The 18,641-nt window shown below is 66.3% G+C and carries 11 protein-coding genes; 5 read left to right on the top strand and 6 right to left on the bottom strand.

The window, feature by feature from the left end; genetic code table 11:
- Positions 1-59 precede the first annotated feature (59 nt).
- The 4 genes from tuf to rpsL form a co-directional block, all read right to left on the bottom strand.
- Positions 60-1,253 carry an elongation factor Tu gene (tuf, locus tag ACFUN8_RS31640; RefSeq protein WP_069627353.1) on the bottom strand — a complete coding sequence of 398 codons (1,194 nt, stop codon included), beginning with the start codon at positions 1,251-1,253 and terminating at the stop codon, positions 60-62.
- Positions 1,254-1,419: 166 nt separating this feature from the next.
- Entirely contained in the window at positions 1,420-3,549 is a 2,130-nt protein-coding gene (gene fusA / locus ACFUN8_RS31635; RefSeq protein ID WP_383645172.1) for an elongation factor G, read from the bottom strand.
- Positions 3,550-3,587: 38 nt separating this feature from the next.
- Positions 3,588-4,058 (bottom strand): 30S ribosomal protein S7, encoded by a 471-nt coding sequence (rpsG, locus tag ACFUN8_RS31630; RefSeq protein WP_023539364.1) that lies wholly within the window; start codon positions 4,056-4,058, stop codon positions 3,588-3,590.
- A 3-nt stretch (positions 4,059-4,061) separates the two neighbouring features.
- Positions 4,062-4,433, bottom strand: a complete 372-nt coding sequence (rpsL, locus tag ACFUN8_RS31625) for a 30S ribosomal protein S12 (RefSeq protein WP_003948652.1) — start codon at positions 4,431-4,433, stop codon at positions 4,062-4,064.
- 367 nt (positions 4,434-4,800) lie between these two features.
- Here rpsL and ACFUN8_RS31620 point away from each other — a divergent pair, with 367 nt between their 5' ends.
- The 5 genes from ACFUN8_RS31620 to ACFUN8_RS31600 all read left to right on the top strand — a co-directional run bounded on the left by ACFUN8_RS31620 (position 4,801) and on the right by ACFUN8_RS31600 (position 10,553).
- Positions 4,801-5,505, top strand: coding sequence for a Crp/Fnr family transcriptional regulator (locus ACFUN8_RS31620; protein ID WP_383645169.1), 705 nt, complete (start codon positions 4,801-4,803; stop codon positions 5,503-5,505).
- 117 nt (positions 5,506-5,622) lie between these two features.
- Complete coding sequence (locus ACFUN8_RS31615) at positions 5,623-6,399, top strand: hypothetical protein (RefSeq protein ID WP_383645167.1); 777 nt, start codon at positions 5,623-5,625, stop codon at positions 6,397-6,399.
- Entirely contained in the window at positions 6,396-8,510 is a 2,115-nt protein-coding gene (locus ACFUN8_RS31610; protein ID WP_383645165.1) for a hypothetical protein, read from the top strand. Before ACFUN8_RS31615 ends, ACFUN8_RS31610 begins: the two co-directional genes overlap by 4 nt.
- 13 nt (positions 8,511-8,523) lie before the next feature.
- Positions 8,524-9,552 carry a hypothetical protein gene (locus tag ACFUN8_RS31605; RefSeq protein ID WP_383645162.1) on the top strand — a complete coding sequence of 343 codons (1,029 nt, stop codon included), beginning with the start codon at positions 8,524-8,526 and terminating at the stop codon, positions 9,550-9,552.
- The gene (locus ACFUN8_RS31600; protein WP_383645160.1) at positions 9,549-10,553 is read left to right on the top strand and encodes a M48 family metalloprotease; all 1,005 of its coding nucleotides are present in this window, start codon (positions 9,549-9,551) and stop codon (positions 10,551-10,553) included. Before ACFUN8_RS31605 ends, ACFUN8_RS31600 begins: the two co-directional genes overlap by 4 nt.
- Before the next feature lie 53 nt (positions 10,554-10,606).
- On the opposite strand, the gene ACFUN8_RS31595 is transcribed toward ACFUN8_RS31600, so the two are convergent.
- Positions 10,607-14,512 carry a DNA-directed RNA polymerase subunit beta' gene (locus ACFUN8_RS31595; RefSeq protein ID WP_383645157.1) on the bottom strand — a complete coding sequence of 1,302 codons (3,906 nt, stop codon included), beginning with the start codon at positions 14,510-14,512 and terminating at the stop codon, positions 10,607-10,609.
- A 161-nt stretch (positions 14,513-14,673) separates the two neighbouring features.
- Positions 14,674-18,156 carry a DNA-directed RNA polymerase subunit beta gene (rpoB, locus tag ACFUN8_RS31590; protein ID WP_383645155.1) on the bottom strand — a complete coding sequence of 1,161 codons (3,483 nt, stop codon included), beginning with the start codon at positions 18,154-18,156 and terminating at the stop codon, positions 14,674-14,676.
- Positions 18,157-18,641: the final 485 nt, after the last annotated feature.

Raw genomic sequence — 18,641 nt, 5'->3', positions numbered from 1 at the left:
GGGCCCCTCTGTTCGCTCAGGTCGCTCCTTGCGGAGCTACCAGGTCGGATCAGCGACTACTACTTGCTGATCTTGGTGACCTGGCCGGCGCCCACGGTCCGGCCACCCTCGCGGATGGCGAACTTCAGGCCCTCCTCCATGGCGACCGGCTGAATCAGCGAGACCGTCATGAGGGTGTTGTCGCCCGGCATGACCATCTCGGTGCCCTCGGGGAGGGTAACGACGCCGGTCACGTCAGTCGTACGGAAGTAGAACTGCGGGCGGTAGTTGTTGAAGAAGGGGGTGTGACGACCACCCTCGTCCTTCGACAGGATGTAGGACTGGGCCTCGAACTCGGTGTGCGGCGTGACCGAACCGGGCTTGATGATGACCTGGCCGCGCTCGACATCCTCGCGCTTGATGCCACGGAGGAGCAGACCGACGTTCTCACCGGCCTGGCCCTCGTCGAGCAGCTTGCGGAACATCTCGATGCCGGTGACCGTGGTGGTGGTCTTCTCGGTCTTGATACCGACGATGTCGACGGTCTCGTTGACCTTGAGCACACCACGCTCGATACGACCGGTGACGACCGTGCCACGGCCGGTGATCGTGAAGACGTCCTCGATGGGCATGAGGAACGGCTTCTCGACGTCACGCTCAGGCTGCGGGATCGACTCGTCGACGGCCTTCATCAGGTCGAGGACGGTCTGGCCCCACTCCTTGTCGCCTTCGAGCGCCTTGAGCGCCGAGACCTTGACGACCGGCAGGTCGTCGCCCGGGAACTCGTACTCGGAGAGGAGCTCACGAACCTCGAGCTCGACGAGCTCCAGGATCTCCTCGTCGTCCACCATGTCGGCCTTGTTCAGCGCGACGACGATGTACGGCACGCCTACCTGGCGGGCCAGGAGCACGTGCTCCTTGGTCTGCGGCATCGGGCCGTCGGTCGCGGCGACCACGAGGATGGCGCCGTCCATCTGCGCCGCACCCGTGATCATGTTCTTGATGTAGTCCGCGTGACCGGGGCAGTCGACGTGCGCGTAGTGACGCGACTCCGTCTGGTATTCGACGTGCGCGATGGAGATGGTGATACCGCGCTGGCGCTCCTCAGGAGCCTTGTCGATCTGGTCGAAGGCCGAGGCCTCGTTCAGGTCCGGGTACGCGTCATGCAGCACCTTGGTAATGGCGGCCGTGAGGGTCGTCTTACCGTGGTCGATGTGACCGATGGTGCCGATGTTGACGTGCGGCTTAGTCCGCTCGAACTTCGCCTTCGCCACTGGGGTCCTCCTGGAGTGGTTCTGTACGCCTTACTCATCGGCGCCAGGTGATCTTTGCTGGGATGCCGGGGCCCGGGGCACCGGACACCTCGCGCGGTTTCCCGTACGCGGTGTCCGACGGCCCCAGGGCTTGCCGGTGACAAGCCTAAAGCGTGCTCGGGACGAGCTACTCGCCCTTGGCCTTCGCGATGATCTCCTCGGCGACGTTCCGGGGAACCTCGGCGTAGGAGTCGAACTGCATCGAGTAGCTTGCGCGACCCGACGTCTTGCTGCGGAGGTCTCCGACGTAGCCGAACATCTCCGAGAGAGGCACGAGGCCCTTCACGAGACGAGCACCGTGCCGCTCCTCCATGGCCTGGATCTGGCCACGGCGGGAGTTGAGGTCGCCGATGACATCGCCCATGTAGTCCTCGGGCGTGGTGACCTCGACCGACATCATCGGTTCGAGGAGCACGGGCGACGCCCTGCGGGCACCGTCCTTGAACGCCTGCGAACCGGCGATCTTGAAGGCGAGCTCCGAGGAGTCGACCTCGTGGTAGCCACCGTCGAGAAGGGTGACGCGCACGCCCACCATCTCGTAGCCGGCCAGGATGCCGAACTGCATGGCCTCCTGTGCGCCCGCGTCCACCGAGGGAATGTACTCACGGGGGATACGGCCACCGGTCACCTTGTTCACGAACTCGTAGGTCGCGTCGCCGCCCTCGATGGGCTCCATCGCGATCTGCACCTTCGCGAACTGACCGGTGCCACCGGTCTGCTTCTTGTGCGTGTAGTCGATACGCTCGACGGTCTTGCGGATCGTCTCACGGTAAGCGACCTGCGGCTTACCGACATTCGCCTCCACGCGGAACTCGCGCTTCATGCGGTCGACAAGCACTTCGAGGTGAAGCTCGCCCATACCACCGATGATGGTCTGGCCGGTCTCCTCGTCCGAGTGAACCTGGAAGGAGGGGTCCTCCTCCGCGAGGCGCTGGATGGCGACACCCAGACGCTCCTGGTCACCCTTGGACTTGGGCTCGATCGCGACCTCGATGACCGGCGCCGGGAAGTCCATGGACTCCAGGATCACCGGGTTCTTGTCGTCGCTCAGCGTCTCACCGGTGGTGGTCTGCTTCAGGCCCATGACGGCGACGATGTCGCCGGCGCCCACCGACTCGATCTCCTCACGCTTGTTCGCGTGCATACGGTAGATCTTGCCGATGCGCTCCTTCTTGCCCTTCACGGAGTTCAGCACCGCGGTGCCGGCCGTCAGGCGACCGGAGTAGATCCGGACGAAGGTGAGCTTGCCCAAGTGCGGGTCGCTCGCGATCTTGAAGGCGAGCCCGGCGAAGGGCTCGTCGTCGGACGGGCGGCGCTGGATGACCTTCTCCGGGTCCTTGACGTCGTGGCCTTCGATGGCGTCGACGTCGAGGGGGGAAGGCAGGTAGCGCACGACCGCGTCGAGCAGGGGCTGAACGCCCTTGTTCTTGAACGCGGTGCCACAGAAGACAGGCGTGACGGTGACGGAGTCGGCCGCGCCCTTGGAGGCGAGCGTGATACGGCGGATCGCCGCGTGCAGCTGCTCCTCGGTGGGCTCCTGGCCCTCCAGGTACAGCTCCATCATCTCGTCGTCGTTCTCGGACACGACCTCGAGGAGCTTGCCGCGCCATTCCTCGGCGGCCTCGGTGTGCGTGTCCGGGATGTCGACGACGTCGTACATCTCGCCCTTGGTGGCCTCGGCGGACCAGACGAAGGCCTTCATCGACACGAGGTCGACGACGCCCTTGAAGTCCATCTCGGCACCGATCGGCAGCTGCATGACGATCGGAACCGCGCCGAGGCGGTCCGAGATCATGTCGACGCAGCGGTGGAACTCCGCGCCGGTCCGGTCGAGCTTGTTGACGAAGCAGATACGCGGCACGCCGTAGCGGTCCGCCTGACGCCATACGGTCTCGGACTGCGGCTCGACGCCCGCCACACCGTCGAACACGGTGACAGCGCCGTCGAGGACGCGGAGCGAACGCTCCACCTCGACGGTGAAGTCGACGTGACCCGGGGTGTCGATGATGTTGATCGTGTGATCGACATCGTCGAGCGGCCAGTGACAGGTCGTCGCGGCAGACGTGATCGTGATGCCGCGCTCCTGCTCCTGCTCCATCCAGTCCATCGTGGCTGCGCCGTCGTGGACCTCACCGATCTTGTAGCTCACACCGGTGTAGAACAGGATCCGCTCTGTGGTGGTCGTCTTGCCCGCGTCGATGTGGGCCATGATCCCAATGTTGCGGACCTTGGCCAGGTCAAGCGAAGTGGTGGCCATAAGGCTCAATCTTCTCTCGGTCTCGATGTGGGCGCTGACTACCAGCGGTAGTGCGCGAAGGCCTTGTTGGACTCGGCCATCTTGTGCGTGTCCTCACGCTTCTTGACCGAAGCGCCGAGGCCGTTCGAGGCGTCGAGCAGTTCGTTCATGAGGCGCTCGGTCATGGTCTTCTCGCGACGGGCGCGGGAGTAACCGACGAGCCAGCGCAGCGCGAGGGTGGAGGCGCGACCGGGCTTGACCTCGATCGGCACCTGGTAGGTGGCGCCGCCGACGCGGCGGGACTTGACCTCGAGCGACGGCTTGACGTTCTCAAGCGCGCGCTTCAGCGTGATGACCGGGTCGTTGCCGGTCTTCTCGCGGAGGCCTTCCATGGCGCCGTACACGATCCGCTCGGCGGTGGAACGCTTGCCGTTGAGCAGAAGCTTGTTGATCAGCGAGGTGACAAGAGGAGAACCGTAGACCGGGTCGATGATGACCGGGCGCTTCGGGGCAGGGCCCTTACGAGGCATTGTTTACTTCTCCTTCTTGGCGCCGTAGCGGCTGCGGGCCTGCTTGCGGTTCTTGACACCCTGGGTGTCCAGGGAACCGCGGATGATCTTGTAACGAACACCCGGCAGGTCCTTCACACGGCCACCACGCACGAGCACGATGGAGTGCTCCTGCAGGTTGTGTCCCTCACCCGGAATGTATGCCGTGACCTCGATGCCGGAGGTCAGACGCACACGCGCGACCTTCCGCAGGGCGGAGTTGGGCTTCTTCGGGGTGGTCGTGAACACACGCGTGCAGACGCCGCGGCGCTGAGGGGAGCCCTCAAGGGCAGGCGTCTTGTTCTTCTCGACCTTGTCCTGCCGGCCCTTCCGGACCAGCTGCTGGATCGTAGGCACTACTTCTCCGGTTTCTGTGTGCCGTTAGTAAAACTAACCTGGAACACTCGCCGACCCACGCGGTCGGGTGTGTCGAATACTGCAAGATCCCGCTGGAGGCGGAGAAAGCGCAGATTGCGGTGGCCTTTGAACGGACTCGCCATGCGGTTGAGGACACGCACAGGAGCCCAGGCACACCCCAGGCACAAGGTCTGAGCGTACCTACCTCATCGACTCCGGTCAAAACAAATGCCGACAGGCCCGGCCGGTACCGGCTTCACAGCCCTGCAACGCCTGTCAACAGGGCACTCTCGTCCGTTCCCGCCCTGACGGGATGCCCACTTCAGTACGTTGATCCCTGAGACCTGGACGAGGGACGGGAGGCGCCATGGTACGGGTGCCGACTCCCGGCGACGACGGCCTCGACGACCGAGTCCCTTACCTGGCACGGCTCGAGGCCACCGAACGTGAGGCACTCCTCACCCTGGGGCGCGAGATGCGGTTCGCGCCGCGCGCGGAACTGCTGCGCGAGTACGAGCCGTCGGCACACATCCTGCTGGTCCTGCAAGGCTGGACCAAGGTCACCGCCACCGCGCCCAACGGCTACGTCATGCTCCTCGCCCTCCGCGGCCCCGGAGACATCATCGGCGAGTCGGCCGCCCTCACGGGAAGACTCCGCTCCGCCACCGTCACCGCTCTCGAACCGGTCCGGGCAGCCGTGATCGACCACGACGGGTTCCGGGAGTATCTGTCCGCATACCCGGAGGCCATGCTGAAACTTCTCGGCCTCGCCAGCGATCGCAGCCGGGCTGGCGACCGGCGACGCCTGGAGTTCGCCTCGCTCACCGTGCGTGAGCGGCTTGCCGCACTGCTGCTGGAACTGGCCAGGACCCACGGCCGCCCCATCCCTGAAGGCATCGAACTGGCCGTACCGCTGAGCAAGGTGGAACTCGCGGGGTCCATCGGCGCCTCACGCGAAATGGTGCAGCGCCTCTTCAAAGAACTACGTGAGCGCCAAGTCATCGTGACCGGTCGCCGCACCCTGACCATCCTGCGTCCGGACGTGCTGCGCAGGGTGGGCGGGAGCGGCTGACGGGCCCGGCGCCCGTGTGTGCACACGGTCACACTTCATCAGAGTCATACGCCCTCACCCTTCCGGCCCGGTTCCGGCCAGTCTGCCGTCGTTCGGCAAACCGACCGGAAGGCGACCATGAACACACCTGTGAACCGCACGATTCTGCTCCTCGACATCGAGCGGTACAGCGACCGCGACGATATCGAGCAGTCGTTCCTGCGCCGCATGCTCTACGACATCGCCGATCAGACCCTGGACGCCGCAGGCATTGGCTCCCCTCAGCGGCTGCGCGCCGACCGGGGCGACTCGGTGATGGAACTGATCGACGCCAACGCCCCGGTGAGCGTTCTGCTGCGTACCCTGCTCACCGAGGTACCGGTCCAACTGCGCAAGACCAACCGCCTGGCCGCCAGCAGCGCCCAGATCCGGCTGCGCGCCGTCCTCGCGACCGGGTACGTCGCCATCGACGCCCACGACGGGTGGGTCGGCTCCGACCTCAACCACGCCTGCCGCCTGCTCGACGCGAAACTGCTGCGGGACGCACTGCGCGAACGTGCCGACGACTTCGCGCTCTGCGTGTCCGACTCCGTGCATCAGGGGATCGTCCGGCATGGCCACCCCGGCATCCGGCCTGAGGACTTCCACCACATCGCACCAGAGAGCAAAAACGGCCGGCTCTCGGCGTGGTTGCACGGACCTGCACCCGCCGGCGAGTCGGCCCCTTCCTCGGAGGCCGTCGCCGAACCGCGGGAGAAGGAGAACGGCAGGGAGACTCCGGAGCCGCCCGAAGCGCACACCCCCGCCCCCGCCGGGACCCAGATCATGGGCGCCCAGTACGGCATCGCCGGCGGCTCCAACCACGGTGATCTCAACTTCTCCTTCGACCAGCGGACCGGGAAGGACCAGTCGTGAGCCAACCGGATCCGGAGAAGGCGACAGACGACGAGAATCCGGCCGGACCCACCGAGGAGGAGAAGCGGGAGAACGCGGATTCGGTCCCTGAGCAGCGCCCGCCGGCCTGGGCTGCCAGACGCGATCTCATCGAGCACAGCCCACGCAATCTGGCCGGGAACCTCGTCCACGGCAGCCAGTACGGCGTGACCGGCGGCAACGTGCAAGGCGACCTCAATATCCGGATCGGCGAGGCGTCGGAGACGTCCGCGCTGTCCGGAGAGATCCCGACGGACTCGCTGGCCCGGATGTCCGTCGCCTTCGTCGAAAGCGCGCCCTTCGCCGAGGCGCTGGCCCGTCTGAGGGACGAACGCGTTCTTGTTCTCTCGGGTGGAGACTCCACCGGCCGCCGCGCCGCCGCTCTGATGCTGCTCCACCGGCTTGGTGTCGGACATGTCCGTTCGATCGATCCCATGACGTCACCAACGGCCGTACACGATCTCCTCCGCGTCCCGGCCGGCTATCTGCTGGCCAACATGTCAGTGAGCCGGACGCGACCCCTGCGAGAAGTCCACCTGCTCGCCATGCGGGAGCAGTTGATCAACAGTGACGGCCATCTGGTCATCACGGTGGCCGAGTCCGTGGCCCAAAGCGATCTGGCGCACCTGGTCTGGGAGCCACCCCCCACCGAAGATGTATTGGCCGCGCATGTCTGTTCGCAACAAGGCGCGTCAGGCTGGGAACAGGTCCGGGATCTCGCGGCGGTACGCGGCTTCCTCGACCAGGACCACACTCCCCGAGAGGCCGCCGACTTCGCGAAGCAGCTTCTCGCCGTACTCACCGGCGCGGTCGCCGAGGAGCAGCTCTCCTCCTATGAAGCGGAGTCCGCGCAGACCCAGGTCGAGTCCTGGTTCACGGACGACACCAGGCATCTGCGGGACAAGGCGTTCCTCCTCTCATTGGGCGTCTTCGACCGAGCCCCGTACGTCCTGGCAGCGGAACTGGCCGACAGACTGTTCCGCCTGCTGCATACCGTCGAGGACCCTTACAAACCTCAGGGCGTGCCGGTCTTCGGAAGTTCGCGTGCCGCCCGGCTCGGTCTCGCCCGCGCACGGGGCTACCACGAACCCGAGATGACGGCCTGGGGCCCGGTCGACCAGTACATGGCTGCCTTCAAGGACGACGCCCTGCCCACACGCCTGCTGGACACGGCCTGGATGCTCTACCCGTCGGCCCGCCCCGCCCTGGTGGCGTGGCTCCGCGAACTCGCCACCGACGGACGCCCGCTCGTCCGCACCCGGGCTTCCGCCGCCGCGGCTGTGCTTACCAGGTCCGATCTCTCGTCCGGTCTGGCCCATCTCGTCGAACCGTGGGCGCAAGGCCGGAGTTACGCCACGCGATTGGCGGCGGCCAACACCCTCACGCTCGCCCATCTCCTTGAAACACCGGCCATTCCAGAGATCCTTCACGACTGGTGTGTGGGCCAGGACGAGAACCTCCGGTGGACGGCGATCCGGGCCTACGGCTTGCTGGGTCCCGTCCTTCGCGAGAAGGCGCTGAAAGCACTGATTGCAGCCACCCGCGAGTACTGCCGCACGAGGGAGCGTGCGGAAGAGCCTGAAGAGGATCTGCTCGACGACGAGTTGCTGGAGCTGGTCGAGGCCATCCAGCTCCTCCTGCTCTCCGAGCGCGGCCCCGTGCTCGCCGAGGTGTCGAGGCTGGCGGGCAGCGACCGTTCGCTGCGCGACCCGTTGCTGGGTGCCTTCGTACTGGCGTGCGAGCAGCGCGACGAAGACGCGGCTTCCCACCCACTCGTACTTGAGTGGTATGCCGGCTCCCTGAACGAACCGGACTCGCAGGACGACCAGTTGACCGCGCTATGGCGCCTGGCACTGGACGACCGTCGGCACACCGACCCCGCCCTGAAGATCATGGCCGACTGGGTGAGGCACGCGGAGCAGGCACCCGCGGCGGAACCCGTACTCGCCCGGCTGCTGAGGGACCTCGCCCGGACGCAGACGGAGCGCCAGCGGCTCGGACATCTGCTGCGGACCATGCCGGGCCTGGACGGCGGCCCTCCCCCGCCTGTCGCCGAGCGGCTGCTGACGGCCGTCCCGCACCCCGTGCTCTGAGAGGAGAATCCGAATGACGGAGTTCCCCGTTCCGCCCGAGTCCGCCCCGCCGTACGACCGGCCGAGCGGTCTCAAGGACCCGGTGCGCACCGTACGACAGCTCGCCCGCTTCGAGTACGCGAGGCAACGCCCCAGGACTCATGTCGACCACGCCCTGGTGTTCGTAACAGCCCAGGCCACCTATGCCGTGTACACACCACCGCACCGGCCGCGCAGAAAGGACACAGCAGGCAAGCACTACATCGCTCTGTACGAAGTGGACATGGCGCTGCACCACTTCAGCCTCCCGCTCTCGCTGCCCAGCGCGGTGGACGCGTTCCAGTTCGAGGCTGTCGCCGACCTTACCTGGCAGGTTCTCGAGCCGGACAAAGTGATCAACTGCGGGCTCCGCGACGTACCCGCCCTGCTTGGCCCCCGGGTGAGTCAACTCCTGCGACAGGCAAGCCGCCGGTATCCGATCGACGCGGTCCAGGACGCCGAGGAGGCGGTCCAGCGGTCCGTGCACGCAGCCCCGCCGCTGGCCGAAGACGAAGGATTACGGGTGAGCTGCACCGTACGCCTGCGCACGGACCAGGGCGAGCGGTCGCAGAGCGAGCGGCTGCGCATCGCACGGCACGAAGCCGTCGCGGCACCGCCCGAACACCGGGTCAGGATGGACAGGCTGCGCCGGGACCTCGAAGCACAGGAGTACGAGCGGAGGATCGCCGCAGAGAAGATCGCCTTCTACGAACACCACTTGGCGAAGGGCGGCTTCGCCGCGCTGGTGATCCATCTGGTCCAGCACCCGGAGGACACCCGCATGGTCGTTGAACACCTGCACACGGAACAGAACGAACTGATCGCGAACCAGCTCCACCTGGTGGACAAGATTCTTTCGGATCACGGTCTGGAGAGTCACCAGTTGGAGACACCGAAGAACTTCGTGGTCGAGACCATCAACCGGGTGCTGACCAGTTCTTCCCCGGCCCCGTATCCCGAGGCCGAGGCACGGTCCGACTCCTCGCCGGAGCTCGGAACGGGCACCGAGAGGAGTGAGTCATGACCGCCTCGGAGCCGCGGTACCCGGCGGATCGCCCGTACCCCGAACGCGGTACAGGCCCGAGGGCAGCCCACGATGGCAATCCGGACACACTGGGACTCCACGAGGGCCGCGTCCACATCACCGCCCGCCACCGTGGCATCGACGTGACCACGATCGGACACCTCGCCCTGCACATACCCAATGTGCTTCTCAGTCTGGTGATCGTGACCGGCCTGTCCCTCGTCCTGGCGGAGCTGACCTCGCTGTCACCCTGGATGTGGGTCGGACTGTGGAGCGCGAGCGGCGCTCTCGCCTTCTTGCGTCCGGTCGAGAACCTGCTGGCGCGGCTGATCTTCGGCCTGCATCACCCCACCCCCGATGAACTGGCAAAGTTGCGGCCGATATGGCGCGAGGTGACCGCGCGGGCCGGCGTCGATGCCGCGGGCTACACACTGTGGATCGAGGAGAGCGCGGACATCAACGCTGCGGCGCCCGGGGGACACATCGTGAGCGTTACACGCCACGCCGTGGAACGACTGCCGGACGGACAACTCGCGGCGGTCCTGGCTCATGAACTCGGCCACCATGTGGGCGGCCACGCATGGTCGACCCTGATGACGTACTGGTATTCGTTGCCCGGGCGACTGGCTTGGCGTCTGCTTCTCATGGGCATTCTCATGGCCCGCAGACGGTCACCGATCGTAGGGGAAGCGATCGTGCTGACGCTGGCCGCCGCAGCCTTCGTCTCAGTCGTCCTCACCAACGGCCTGGTTCTGCTGTTCGTGACCGGACCGTTCCTGATCTCGGCCGTCGCTCGCAGCTCCGAACTACGTGCGGACAGATACGCGAGTGGGCTGGGTCTCACATCGCAGCTCACGGCTCTGTTCAGCGGGCCGTTGGCAGAAGAGCCGGCAGGCAAGGAAACCGGTGGAGCCGCTCTGCTCGCACGTCTGCTCGCCTCGCACCCGGACAGTCGCGCCCGGTTGCACGCACTCAACCGCCACACGGGCGACCGGCAGTGAAACGCCGAAGGGCGGCCACCCGGTGACCGGGTGACCGCCCTTCGTAGCGCTACTTACTGGTTGTACGGACCGTAGTCGTAGTCCTCCAGCGGAACGGCCTGGCCGGAGCCCGTGCCGAACGGTGAGTAGTCGATGTCGTCGTAGCCGACGGCCGAGTACATCGCGGCCTTGGCCTCCTCGGTCGGCTCCACCCGGATGTTGCGGTAGCGGGAGAGACCCGTACCCGCCGGGATGAGCTTTCCGATGATGACGTTCTCCTTGAGGCCGATCAGGGAGTCCGACTTGGCGTTGATCGCCGCGTCGGTCAGGACCCTGGTCGTCTCCTGGAAGGACGCCGCCGACAGCCACGACTCGGTGGCCAGCGACGCCTTGGTGATACCCATCAGCTGCGGACGGCCGGAGGCCGGGTGGCCGCCTTCCGTGACCACACGACGGTTCTCGGTCTCGAACTTCGAGCGCTCGACGAGCTCGCCCGGCAGCAGTTCCGCGTCGCCGGACTCGATGATCGTCACGCGGCGCAGCATCTGCCGGATGATGATCTCGATGTGCTTGTCGTGGATCGACACGCCCTGGCTGTTGTAGACCCTCTGGACTTCGCCGACCAGGTGGACCTGGACCGCGCGCTGACCGAGGATCCGCAGCACGTCGTGCGGGTTGGTGGCACCCACGGTGAGCTTCTGGCCCACCTCGACACGGTCACCGTCGCCCACGAGCAGACGGGCGCGCTTGGAGATCGGGAACGGCGTCTCCTCGCTTCCGTCGTCCGGGGTGACGACGAGCTTCTTCGTCTTCTCGGTCTCCTCGATGCGGACGGAGCCCGCGGCCTCGGAGATCGGCGCGACGCCCTTGGGCGTACGGGCCTCGAAGAGCTCGACGACACGCGGCAGACCCTGCGTGATGTCGTCGCCCGCCACACCACCGGTGTGGAAGGTACGCATCGTCAGCTGGGTGCCGGGCTCACCGATGGACTGGGCGGCGATGATGCCGACCGCCTCACCGATGTCGACCAGCTTGCCGGTGGCCAGCGAACGGCCGTAGCAGAAGGCACAGGTACCGACCGCGGACTCACAGGTCAGGACCGAGCGGGTCTTGACCTCCTCCACGCCGGCCGCCACGACCGCGTCGATCAGGACATCGCCCAGGTCGACGTTGGCCGGTGCGATGACCTTGCCGTCCACGACGACGTCCTCGGCGAGCATCCGCGCGTACACGGACGTCTCGACGTCCTCCGCCTTGCGCAGGACACCGTCGGCGCCGCGCTCGGCGATCCGCAGCTTGAGGCCGCGGTCGGTGCCGCAGTCCTCCTCGCGGATGATGACGTCCTGCGAGACGTCCACCAGACGACGGGTGAGGTAACCCGAGTCGGCGGTACGCAGGGCGGTGTCGGCCAGACCCTTACGGGCACCGTGCGTGGAGATGAAGTACTCCAGCACGGACAGACCCTCACGGAACGACGCCTTGATGGGACGGGGAATCGTCTCGTTCTTGGCGTTGGACACCAGACCACGCATACCGGCGATCTGACGCATCTGCATCATGTTTCCGCGGGCGCCCGAGTTCACCATCATGGAGACCGGGTTGGTCTTCGGGAAGTTCGCGTTCATCGCCTCGGCGACCTCGTTGGTCGCCTTGGTCCAGATCGCGATGAGCTCCTGCGTGCGCTCTTCCTTGGTGATCAGACCGCGCTCGTACTGCTTCTGGACCCTCTCGTCCAGCGCCTCGTACCCCTGGACGATCGCCTTCTTCGCCTCGGGAACGACGATGTCGGAGATGGCCACGGTGACGCCGGAGCGGGTGGCCCAGAAGAAGCCCGCCGCCTTCAGGTTGTCGAGCGTCGCCGCCACGATGACCTTGGGGTAGCGCTCGGCCAGGTCGTTGACGATCTCGGAGAGCTGCTTCTTGCCCACCGAGTAGTCGACGAACGGGTAGTCCTCGGGCAGCAGCTCGTTGAAGAGCGCGCGGCCCAGGGTCGTACGCAGCCGGAACGGGTCGCCCTGCTGCCATTCGGCGTTCGTCTCGCCGTCCTCGCCGACCGGCGGGGTCCAGCCGCGCGGCGGGATGGTGCCCACCGGGAAGCGGATGTCGACCTTCGCCTGGAGCGAGAGCTCGCGGTTGTCGAACGCCATCGTGGCCTCGGCGGCCGAACCGAAGGACCTGCCCTCGCCGATGACCTCGCGCTCCTCCTCGTCCGTGGTGAGGAAGAAGAGGCCGAGCACCATGTCCTGGGTGGGCATGGTGACGGGACGGCCGTCGGCCGGCTTGAGGATGTTGTTCGAGGACAGCATCAGGATGCGGGCCTCGGCCTGCGCCTCCGCGGAGAGCGGCAGGTGGACGGCCATCTGGTCACCGTCGAAGTCCGCGTTGAACGCGGTGCAGACGAGCGGGTGGATCTGGATGGCCTTGCCCTCGACCAGCTGGGGCTCGAAGGCCTGGATGCCGAGGCGGTGCAGGGTCGGGGCACGGTTCAGCAGCACCGGGTGTTCGGCGATGACCTCTTCGAGGACGTCGTACACGACGGTGCGGCCACGCTCGACCATGCGCTTGGCCGACTTGATGTTCTGCGCGTGGTTCAGGTCCACCAGGCGCTTCATCACGAACGGCTTGAACAGCTCCAGCGCCATGGCCTTCGGCAGACCGCACTGGTGCAGCTTGAGCTGCGGTCCGACGACGATCACGGAACGGGCCGAGTAGTCGACTCGCTTGCCGAGCAGGTTCTGGCGGAAACGGCCCTGCTTGCCCTTCAGCATGTCGCTGAGGGACTTCAGGGGCCGGTTGCCGGGACCGGTGACCGGGCGACCGCGGCGGCCGTTGTCGAACAGCGCGTCGACGGCCTCCTGCAGCATCCGCTTCTCGTTGTTCACGATGATCTCGGGGGCACCGAGGTCAAGGAGACGCTTGAGGCGGTTGTTGCGGTTGATCACGCGGCGGTACAGGTCGTTCAGGTCGGAGGTCGCGAAGCGGCCACCGTCCAGCTGCACCATCGGACGCAGGTCCGGCGGGATCACCGGCACGCAGTCCAGCACCATGCCCTTGGGGCTGTTGCTGGTCTGCAGGAACGCGGAGACGACCTTGAGGCGCTTGAGCGCGCGGGTCTTCTTCTGGCCCTTGCCGGTACGGATGATCTCGCGGAGCCGCTCGGCCTCTTCGTTCAGGTCGAAGGACTCCAGGCGCTTCTGCAGAGCGGCGGCACCCATGGAACCGTCGAAGTACGTGCCGAAGCGGTCACGCAGCTCGCGGTAGAGCAGCTCGTCGCCCTCCAGGTCCTGGACCTTGAGGTTCTTGAAGCGGCTCCACACCTCGTCGAGCCGGTCGATCTCGCGCTGCGCACGGTCGCGCAGCTGCTTCATCTCACGCTCGGCACCTTCGCGCACCTTGCGGCGCACGTCGGCCTTGGCGCCCTCGGCCTCCAGCTCGGCCAGGTCGGTCTCGAGCTTCTTGGCGCGGGCCTCGAGGTCGGAGTCGCGACGGTTCTCGACCTGCTGACGCTCGACGGAGACATGCGCCTCCAGCGAGGGCAGGTCGCGCGTACGGCGCTCCTCGTCCACGAACGTGATCATGTACGCGGCGAAGTAGATGACCTTCTCGAGGTCCTTCGGCGCGAGGTCGAGCAGATACCCCAGCCGGGACGGAACGCCCTTGAAGTACCAGATGTGGGTGACGGGAGCGGCAAGCTCGATGTGGCCCATCCGCTCACGGCGCACCTTGGCGCGCGTGACTTCGACGCCACAGCGCTCACAGATGATGCCCTTGAAGCGGACACGCTTGTACTTGCCGCAGTAGCACTCCCAGTCCCGGGTCGGACCGAAGATCTTCTCGCAGAAAAGTCCGTCCTTCTCGGGCTTGAGCGTGCGGTAGTTGATGGTCTCCGGCTTCTTCACTTCGCCGTGGGACCAGGTCCGGATGTCGTCCGCGGTGGCAAGGCCGATCCGCAGCTCGTCGAAGAAGTTGACGTCGAGCACTTGTCGTCAATCCCTCTTTCGGGGGTTCGAGCCCCTCGCGTGAGCGAGTAGATGGGGCACTTCAGCAAATGGTCTGAGGGGGTCCCGCCCGCGCCCGGCAGGGCGCGGGGGGAGGGTCCGGGGAGAGCCCGGCCGGATCGGTGATCCGGCCGGCGAACCCGTCAGACCTCTTCGACGCTGCTCGGCTCCCGCCGGGACAGGTCGATACCGAGCTCCTCCGCCGCACGGAAGACGTCCTCGTCCGTGTCGCGCATCTCGATGGACATGCCGTCCGAGGACAGCACCTCCACGTTGAGGCAGAGCGACTGCATTTCCTTGATGAGCACCTTGAAGGACTCGGGAATGCCGGGCTCGGGGATGTTCTCGCCCTTGACGATGGCCTCGTAGACCTTCACGCGGCCGGTCACGTCGTCGGACTTGATGGTCAGCAGCTCCTGGAGGGCGTACGCGGCGCCGTATGCCTCCAGCGCCCACACCTCCATCTCACCGAAGCGCTGGCCGCCGAACTGGGCCTTACCACCCAGCGGCTGCTGGGTGATCATCGAGTACGGACCGGTCGAACGCGCGTGGAGCTTGTCGTCGACCAGGTGGTGGAGCTTGAGGATGTACATGTAGCCGATGGACACCGGCTCGGGGAACGGCTCGCCGGAGCGGCCGTCGAACAGGCTGGCCTTGCCGCTGGCCTTGACCATCCGCTCGCCGTCGCGGTTCGGGATCGTGGCCTCGAAGAGGCCGGAGATCTCGTCCTCGCGCGCGCCGTCGAAGACGGGCGTGGCGACGTTGGTACCGGCGGCGACCTCGTCGGCGCCGATGACCTTCAGCCGCTCCATCCAGTCCTCGCTGCCCTCGACCTTCCAGCCCTGGCTGGCGAGCCAGCCGAGGTGGATCTCGAGGACCTGTCCCGGGTTCATTCGGGACGGGACGCCGAGCGGGTTGAGGATGATGTCGACCGGGGTGCCGTCCTCAAGGAACGGCATGTCCTCGATCGGGAGGATCTTGGAGATGACGCCCTTGTTGCCGTGCCGGCCGGCGAGCTTGTCGCCGTCGGTGATCTTGCGCTTCTGGGCGACGTAGACGCGGACCAGCTGGTTCACGCCCGGAGGCAGCTCGTCGCCCTCCTCGCGGTCGAAGACGCGGACACCGATGATCTTGCCGGTCTCGCCGTGCGGCACCTTCAGCGAGGTGTCGCGGACTTCACGGGCCTTCTCACCGAAGATCGCGCGGAGCAGGCGCTCCTCCGGCGTCAGCTCGGTCTCACCCTTGGGCGTGACCTTGCCGACGAGGATGTCTCCGGCCGTGACCTCGGCACCGATACGGATGATGCCGCGCTCGTCGAGGTCCGCGAGGACCTCTTCGGAGACGTTCGGGATGTCCCGGGTGATCTCCTCCGGGCCGAGCTTGGTGTCACGGGCGTCGACCTCGTGCTCCTCGATGTGGATCGAGGAGAGGACGTCGTCCTGCACCAGCCGCTGGCTGAGGATGATCGCGTCTTCGTAGTTGTGGCCCTCCCACGGCATGAACGCCACGAGGAGGTTCTTGCCGAGCGCCATCTCGCCCTGCTCGGTGGCGGGACCGTCGGCGAGCACCTGGCTCTCGACGACCCGGTCACCCTCGGAGACGATGACCTTCTGGTTGACCGAGGTGCCCTGGTTGGAGCGGGAGAACTTGGCGATGCGGTACGTGGTGTACGTGCCGTCGTCGTTGGCGATGGTGATGTAGTCCGCGGATACCTCCTGGACCACACCCTCCTTCTCCGCCTTGATGACGTCACCGGCGTCGACCGCGCAGCGGTACTCCATGCCGGTGCCGACGAGCGGCGCCTCCGACGTGATGAGCGGCACGGCCTGGCGCATCATGTTCGCGCCCATGAGGGCGCGGTTGGCGTCGTCGTGTTCCAGGAACGGGATCATCGCGGTCGCGACCGACACCATCTGGCGCGGCGAGACGTCCATGTAGTCGACGTCGTCACCGGGGATGTAGTCGACCTCGCCGCCACGACGGCGGACGAGGACGCGCGGCTCGGTGAACCGCATCTCCTCGGACAGCGTCGCGTTGGCCTGCGCGATGACGAACCGGTCCTCCTCGTCGGCGGTCAGGTAGTCGACGTCGTCGGTGACGACACCGCCGACGACCTTGCGGTACGGGGTCTCGACGAACCCGAACGCGTTGACCCGGCCGTACGACGCGAGCGAGCCGATCAGGCCGATGTTCGGGCCTTCGGGGGTCTCGATCGGACACATGCGGCCGTAGTGCGACGGGTGCACGTCGCGGACCTCGAAGCCGGCGCGCTCACGGGACAGACCGCCGGGGCCCAGCGCGTTCAGACGGCGCTTGTGGGTCAGACCCGACAGCGGGTTGTTCTGGTCCATGAACTGCGACAGCTGGCTGGTGCCGAAGAACTCCTTGATGGAGGCGACGACCGGCCGGATGTTGATCAGGGTCTGCGGCGTGATCGCCTCGACGTCCTGAGTCGTCATGCGCTCACGCACGACGCGCTCCATCCTCGCCAGACCCGTACGGACCTGGTTCTGGATGAGCTCGCCCACGTTGCGCAGACGGCGGTTGCCGAAGTGGTCGATGTCGTCGGTCTCGACGAGGATCTGGGTGCCGCTCTCGCCGACCGTCTCGGTCTCACCGGCGTGCAGCTTCACCAGGTACTTGATCGTGGCGATGATGTCGTCGGTGGTGAGCACACCGGCGTCCAGCGGCTCCGCGGCGCCGAGCTTCTTGTTCACCTTGTAGCGGCCGACCTTCGCGAGGTCGTAGCGCTTGGGGTTGAAGTAGAGGTTCTCGAGCAGCGTCTGGGCCGCCTCGCGGGTCGGGGGCTCGCCCGGACGCAGCTTGCGGTAGATGTCGAGCAGCGCGTCGTCCTGGCCCTGGGTGTGGTCCTTCTCCAGGGTGGCGCGCATGGACTCGTACTCGCCGAACTCCTCCAGGATCTGCTCGGTCGTCCAACCGAGAGCCTTGAGCAGGACGGTGACGGACTGCTTGCGCTTGCGGTCGATACGGACACCGACCATGTCGCGCTTGTCGATCTCCATCTCCAGCCAGGCACCCCGGGACGGGATGATCTTGGAAGAGAAGATGTCCTTGTCGGACGTCTTGTCGATCGAGGAATCGAAGTAGACACCCGGCGAGCGCACCAGCTGGGTCACCACGACACGCTCGGTGCCGTTGATGACGAAGGTGCCCTTGTCCGTCATGAGCGGGAAGTCGCCCATGAAGACGGTCTGGGACTTGATCTCGCCGGTCTCGTTGTTGGTGAACTCGGCGGTGACGAAGAGCGGGGCCGCGTACGTGAAGTCGCGCTCCTTGCACTCGTCGATCGAGTTCTTGGGCGGCTCGAAGCGGTGGTCGCGGAAAGTCAGCGACATCGACCCGGAGAAGTCCTCGATCGGAGAGATCTCCTCGAAGATCTCCTCCAGCCCCGACTTCCTGGGGACGTCCTGGCCGCTCTCAAGAGCTGCCTCGACACGCGCCTTCCAGATGGCATTGCCGAGCAGCCAGTCGAAGCTCTCGGTCTGCAGCGCGAGAAGGTTCGGAACCTCGAGGGGCTCCTTGATCTTTGCAAAGGAAATGCGCAGCGGGGCGGTGCTGGCGCCGTTGTTCGTATTCGTGGTCGAGGCGTTGCGCGAGGCGGCCAAGAGGGGGTCCTTCCGAGGGCTCGGACTCACTACGCGCGTACCGGTCCCGAGCTGGACACACCGGATGACAGGCCCCGAAAGGGCAGGTCAGCCGACGATGTCATGCATGGGGGTGCCCCTGGTGACGGGCAGGGAGCAGCTAACAGGCAGCGCAAAGGGTCAGTGTAGCCACTTGGCACACTGATGTCCAGGCCGGGTTTTGCGAGACCCTCGTTGTTCTCAACACCTTGTCTCAACTGCGTGTCGACCCACGCCGTAGGCGCACATCGATCCTGCCCTCTTCGTCGCCGATCCATGCCTCGGATTCGGATCGATATCGCGACGCGTCCTGAGAATTGCGCGCTCCGTGCGGTTCGTCAAGGCCCCCGCTCCGTACGGATCGTCACCGGTCGTACGGAAGGCACGGCGATGATCACCATACTCGCAGCCGGCCGAAGAGCAAGGAACCCCTCGCGGCAACGGAGAAGGGCGGTCACCCGTACGGG

Origin of the sequence: Streptomyces sp. NPDC057307 (assembly GCF_042667665.1) — a bacterium.
Taxonomy (GTDB): domain Bacteria; phylum Actinomycetota; class Actinomycetes; order Streptomycetales; family Streptomycetaceae; genus Streptomyces.
This window is presented reverse-complemented; position numbering and strand designations above follow the sequence as displayed.

Excerpts from the sequence above, each read along its gene's own strand:
- fusA (WP_383645172.1), bottom strand. The coding sequence starts at position 3,549 with ATGGCCACCACTTCGCTTGACCTGGCCAAGGTCCGCAACATTGGGATC.
- ACFUN8_RS31600 (WP_383645160.1), top strand. The coding sequence starts at position 9,549 with ATGACCGCCTCGGAGCCGCGGTACCCGGCGGATCGCCCGTACCCCGAA.
- rpsG (WP_023539364.1), bottom strand. The coding sequence starts at position 4,058 with ATGCCTCGTAAGGGCCCTGCCCCGAAGCGCCCGGTCATCATCGACCCG.
- ACFUN8_RS31620 (WP_383645169.1), top strand. The coding sequence starts at position 4,801 with ATGGTACGGGTGCCGACTCCCGGCGACGACGGCCTCGACGACCGAGTC.
- ACFUN8_RS31615 (WP_383645167.1), top strand. The coding sequence starts at position 5,623 with ATGAACACACCTGTGAACCGCACGATTCTGCTCCTCGACATCGAGCGG.
- ACFUN8_RS31605 (WP_383645162.1), top strand. The coding sequence starts at position 8,524 with ATGACGGAGTTCCCCGTTCCGCCCGAGTCCGCCCCGCCGTACGACCGG.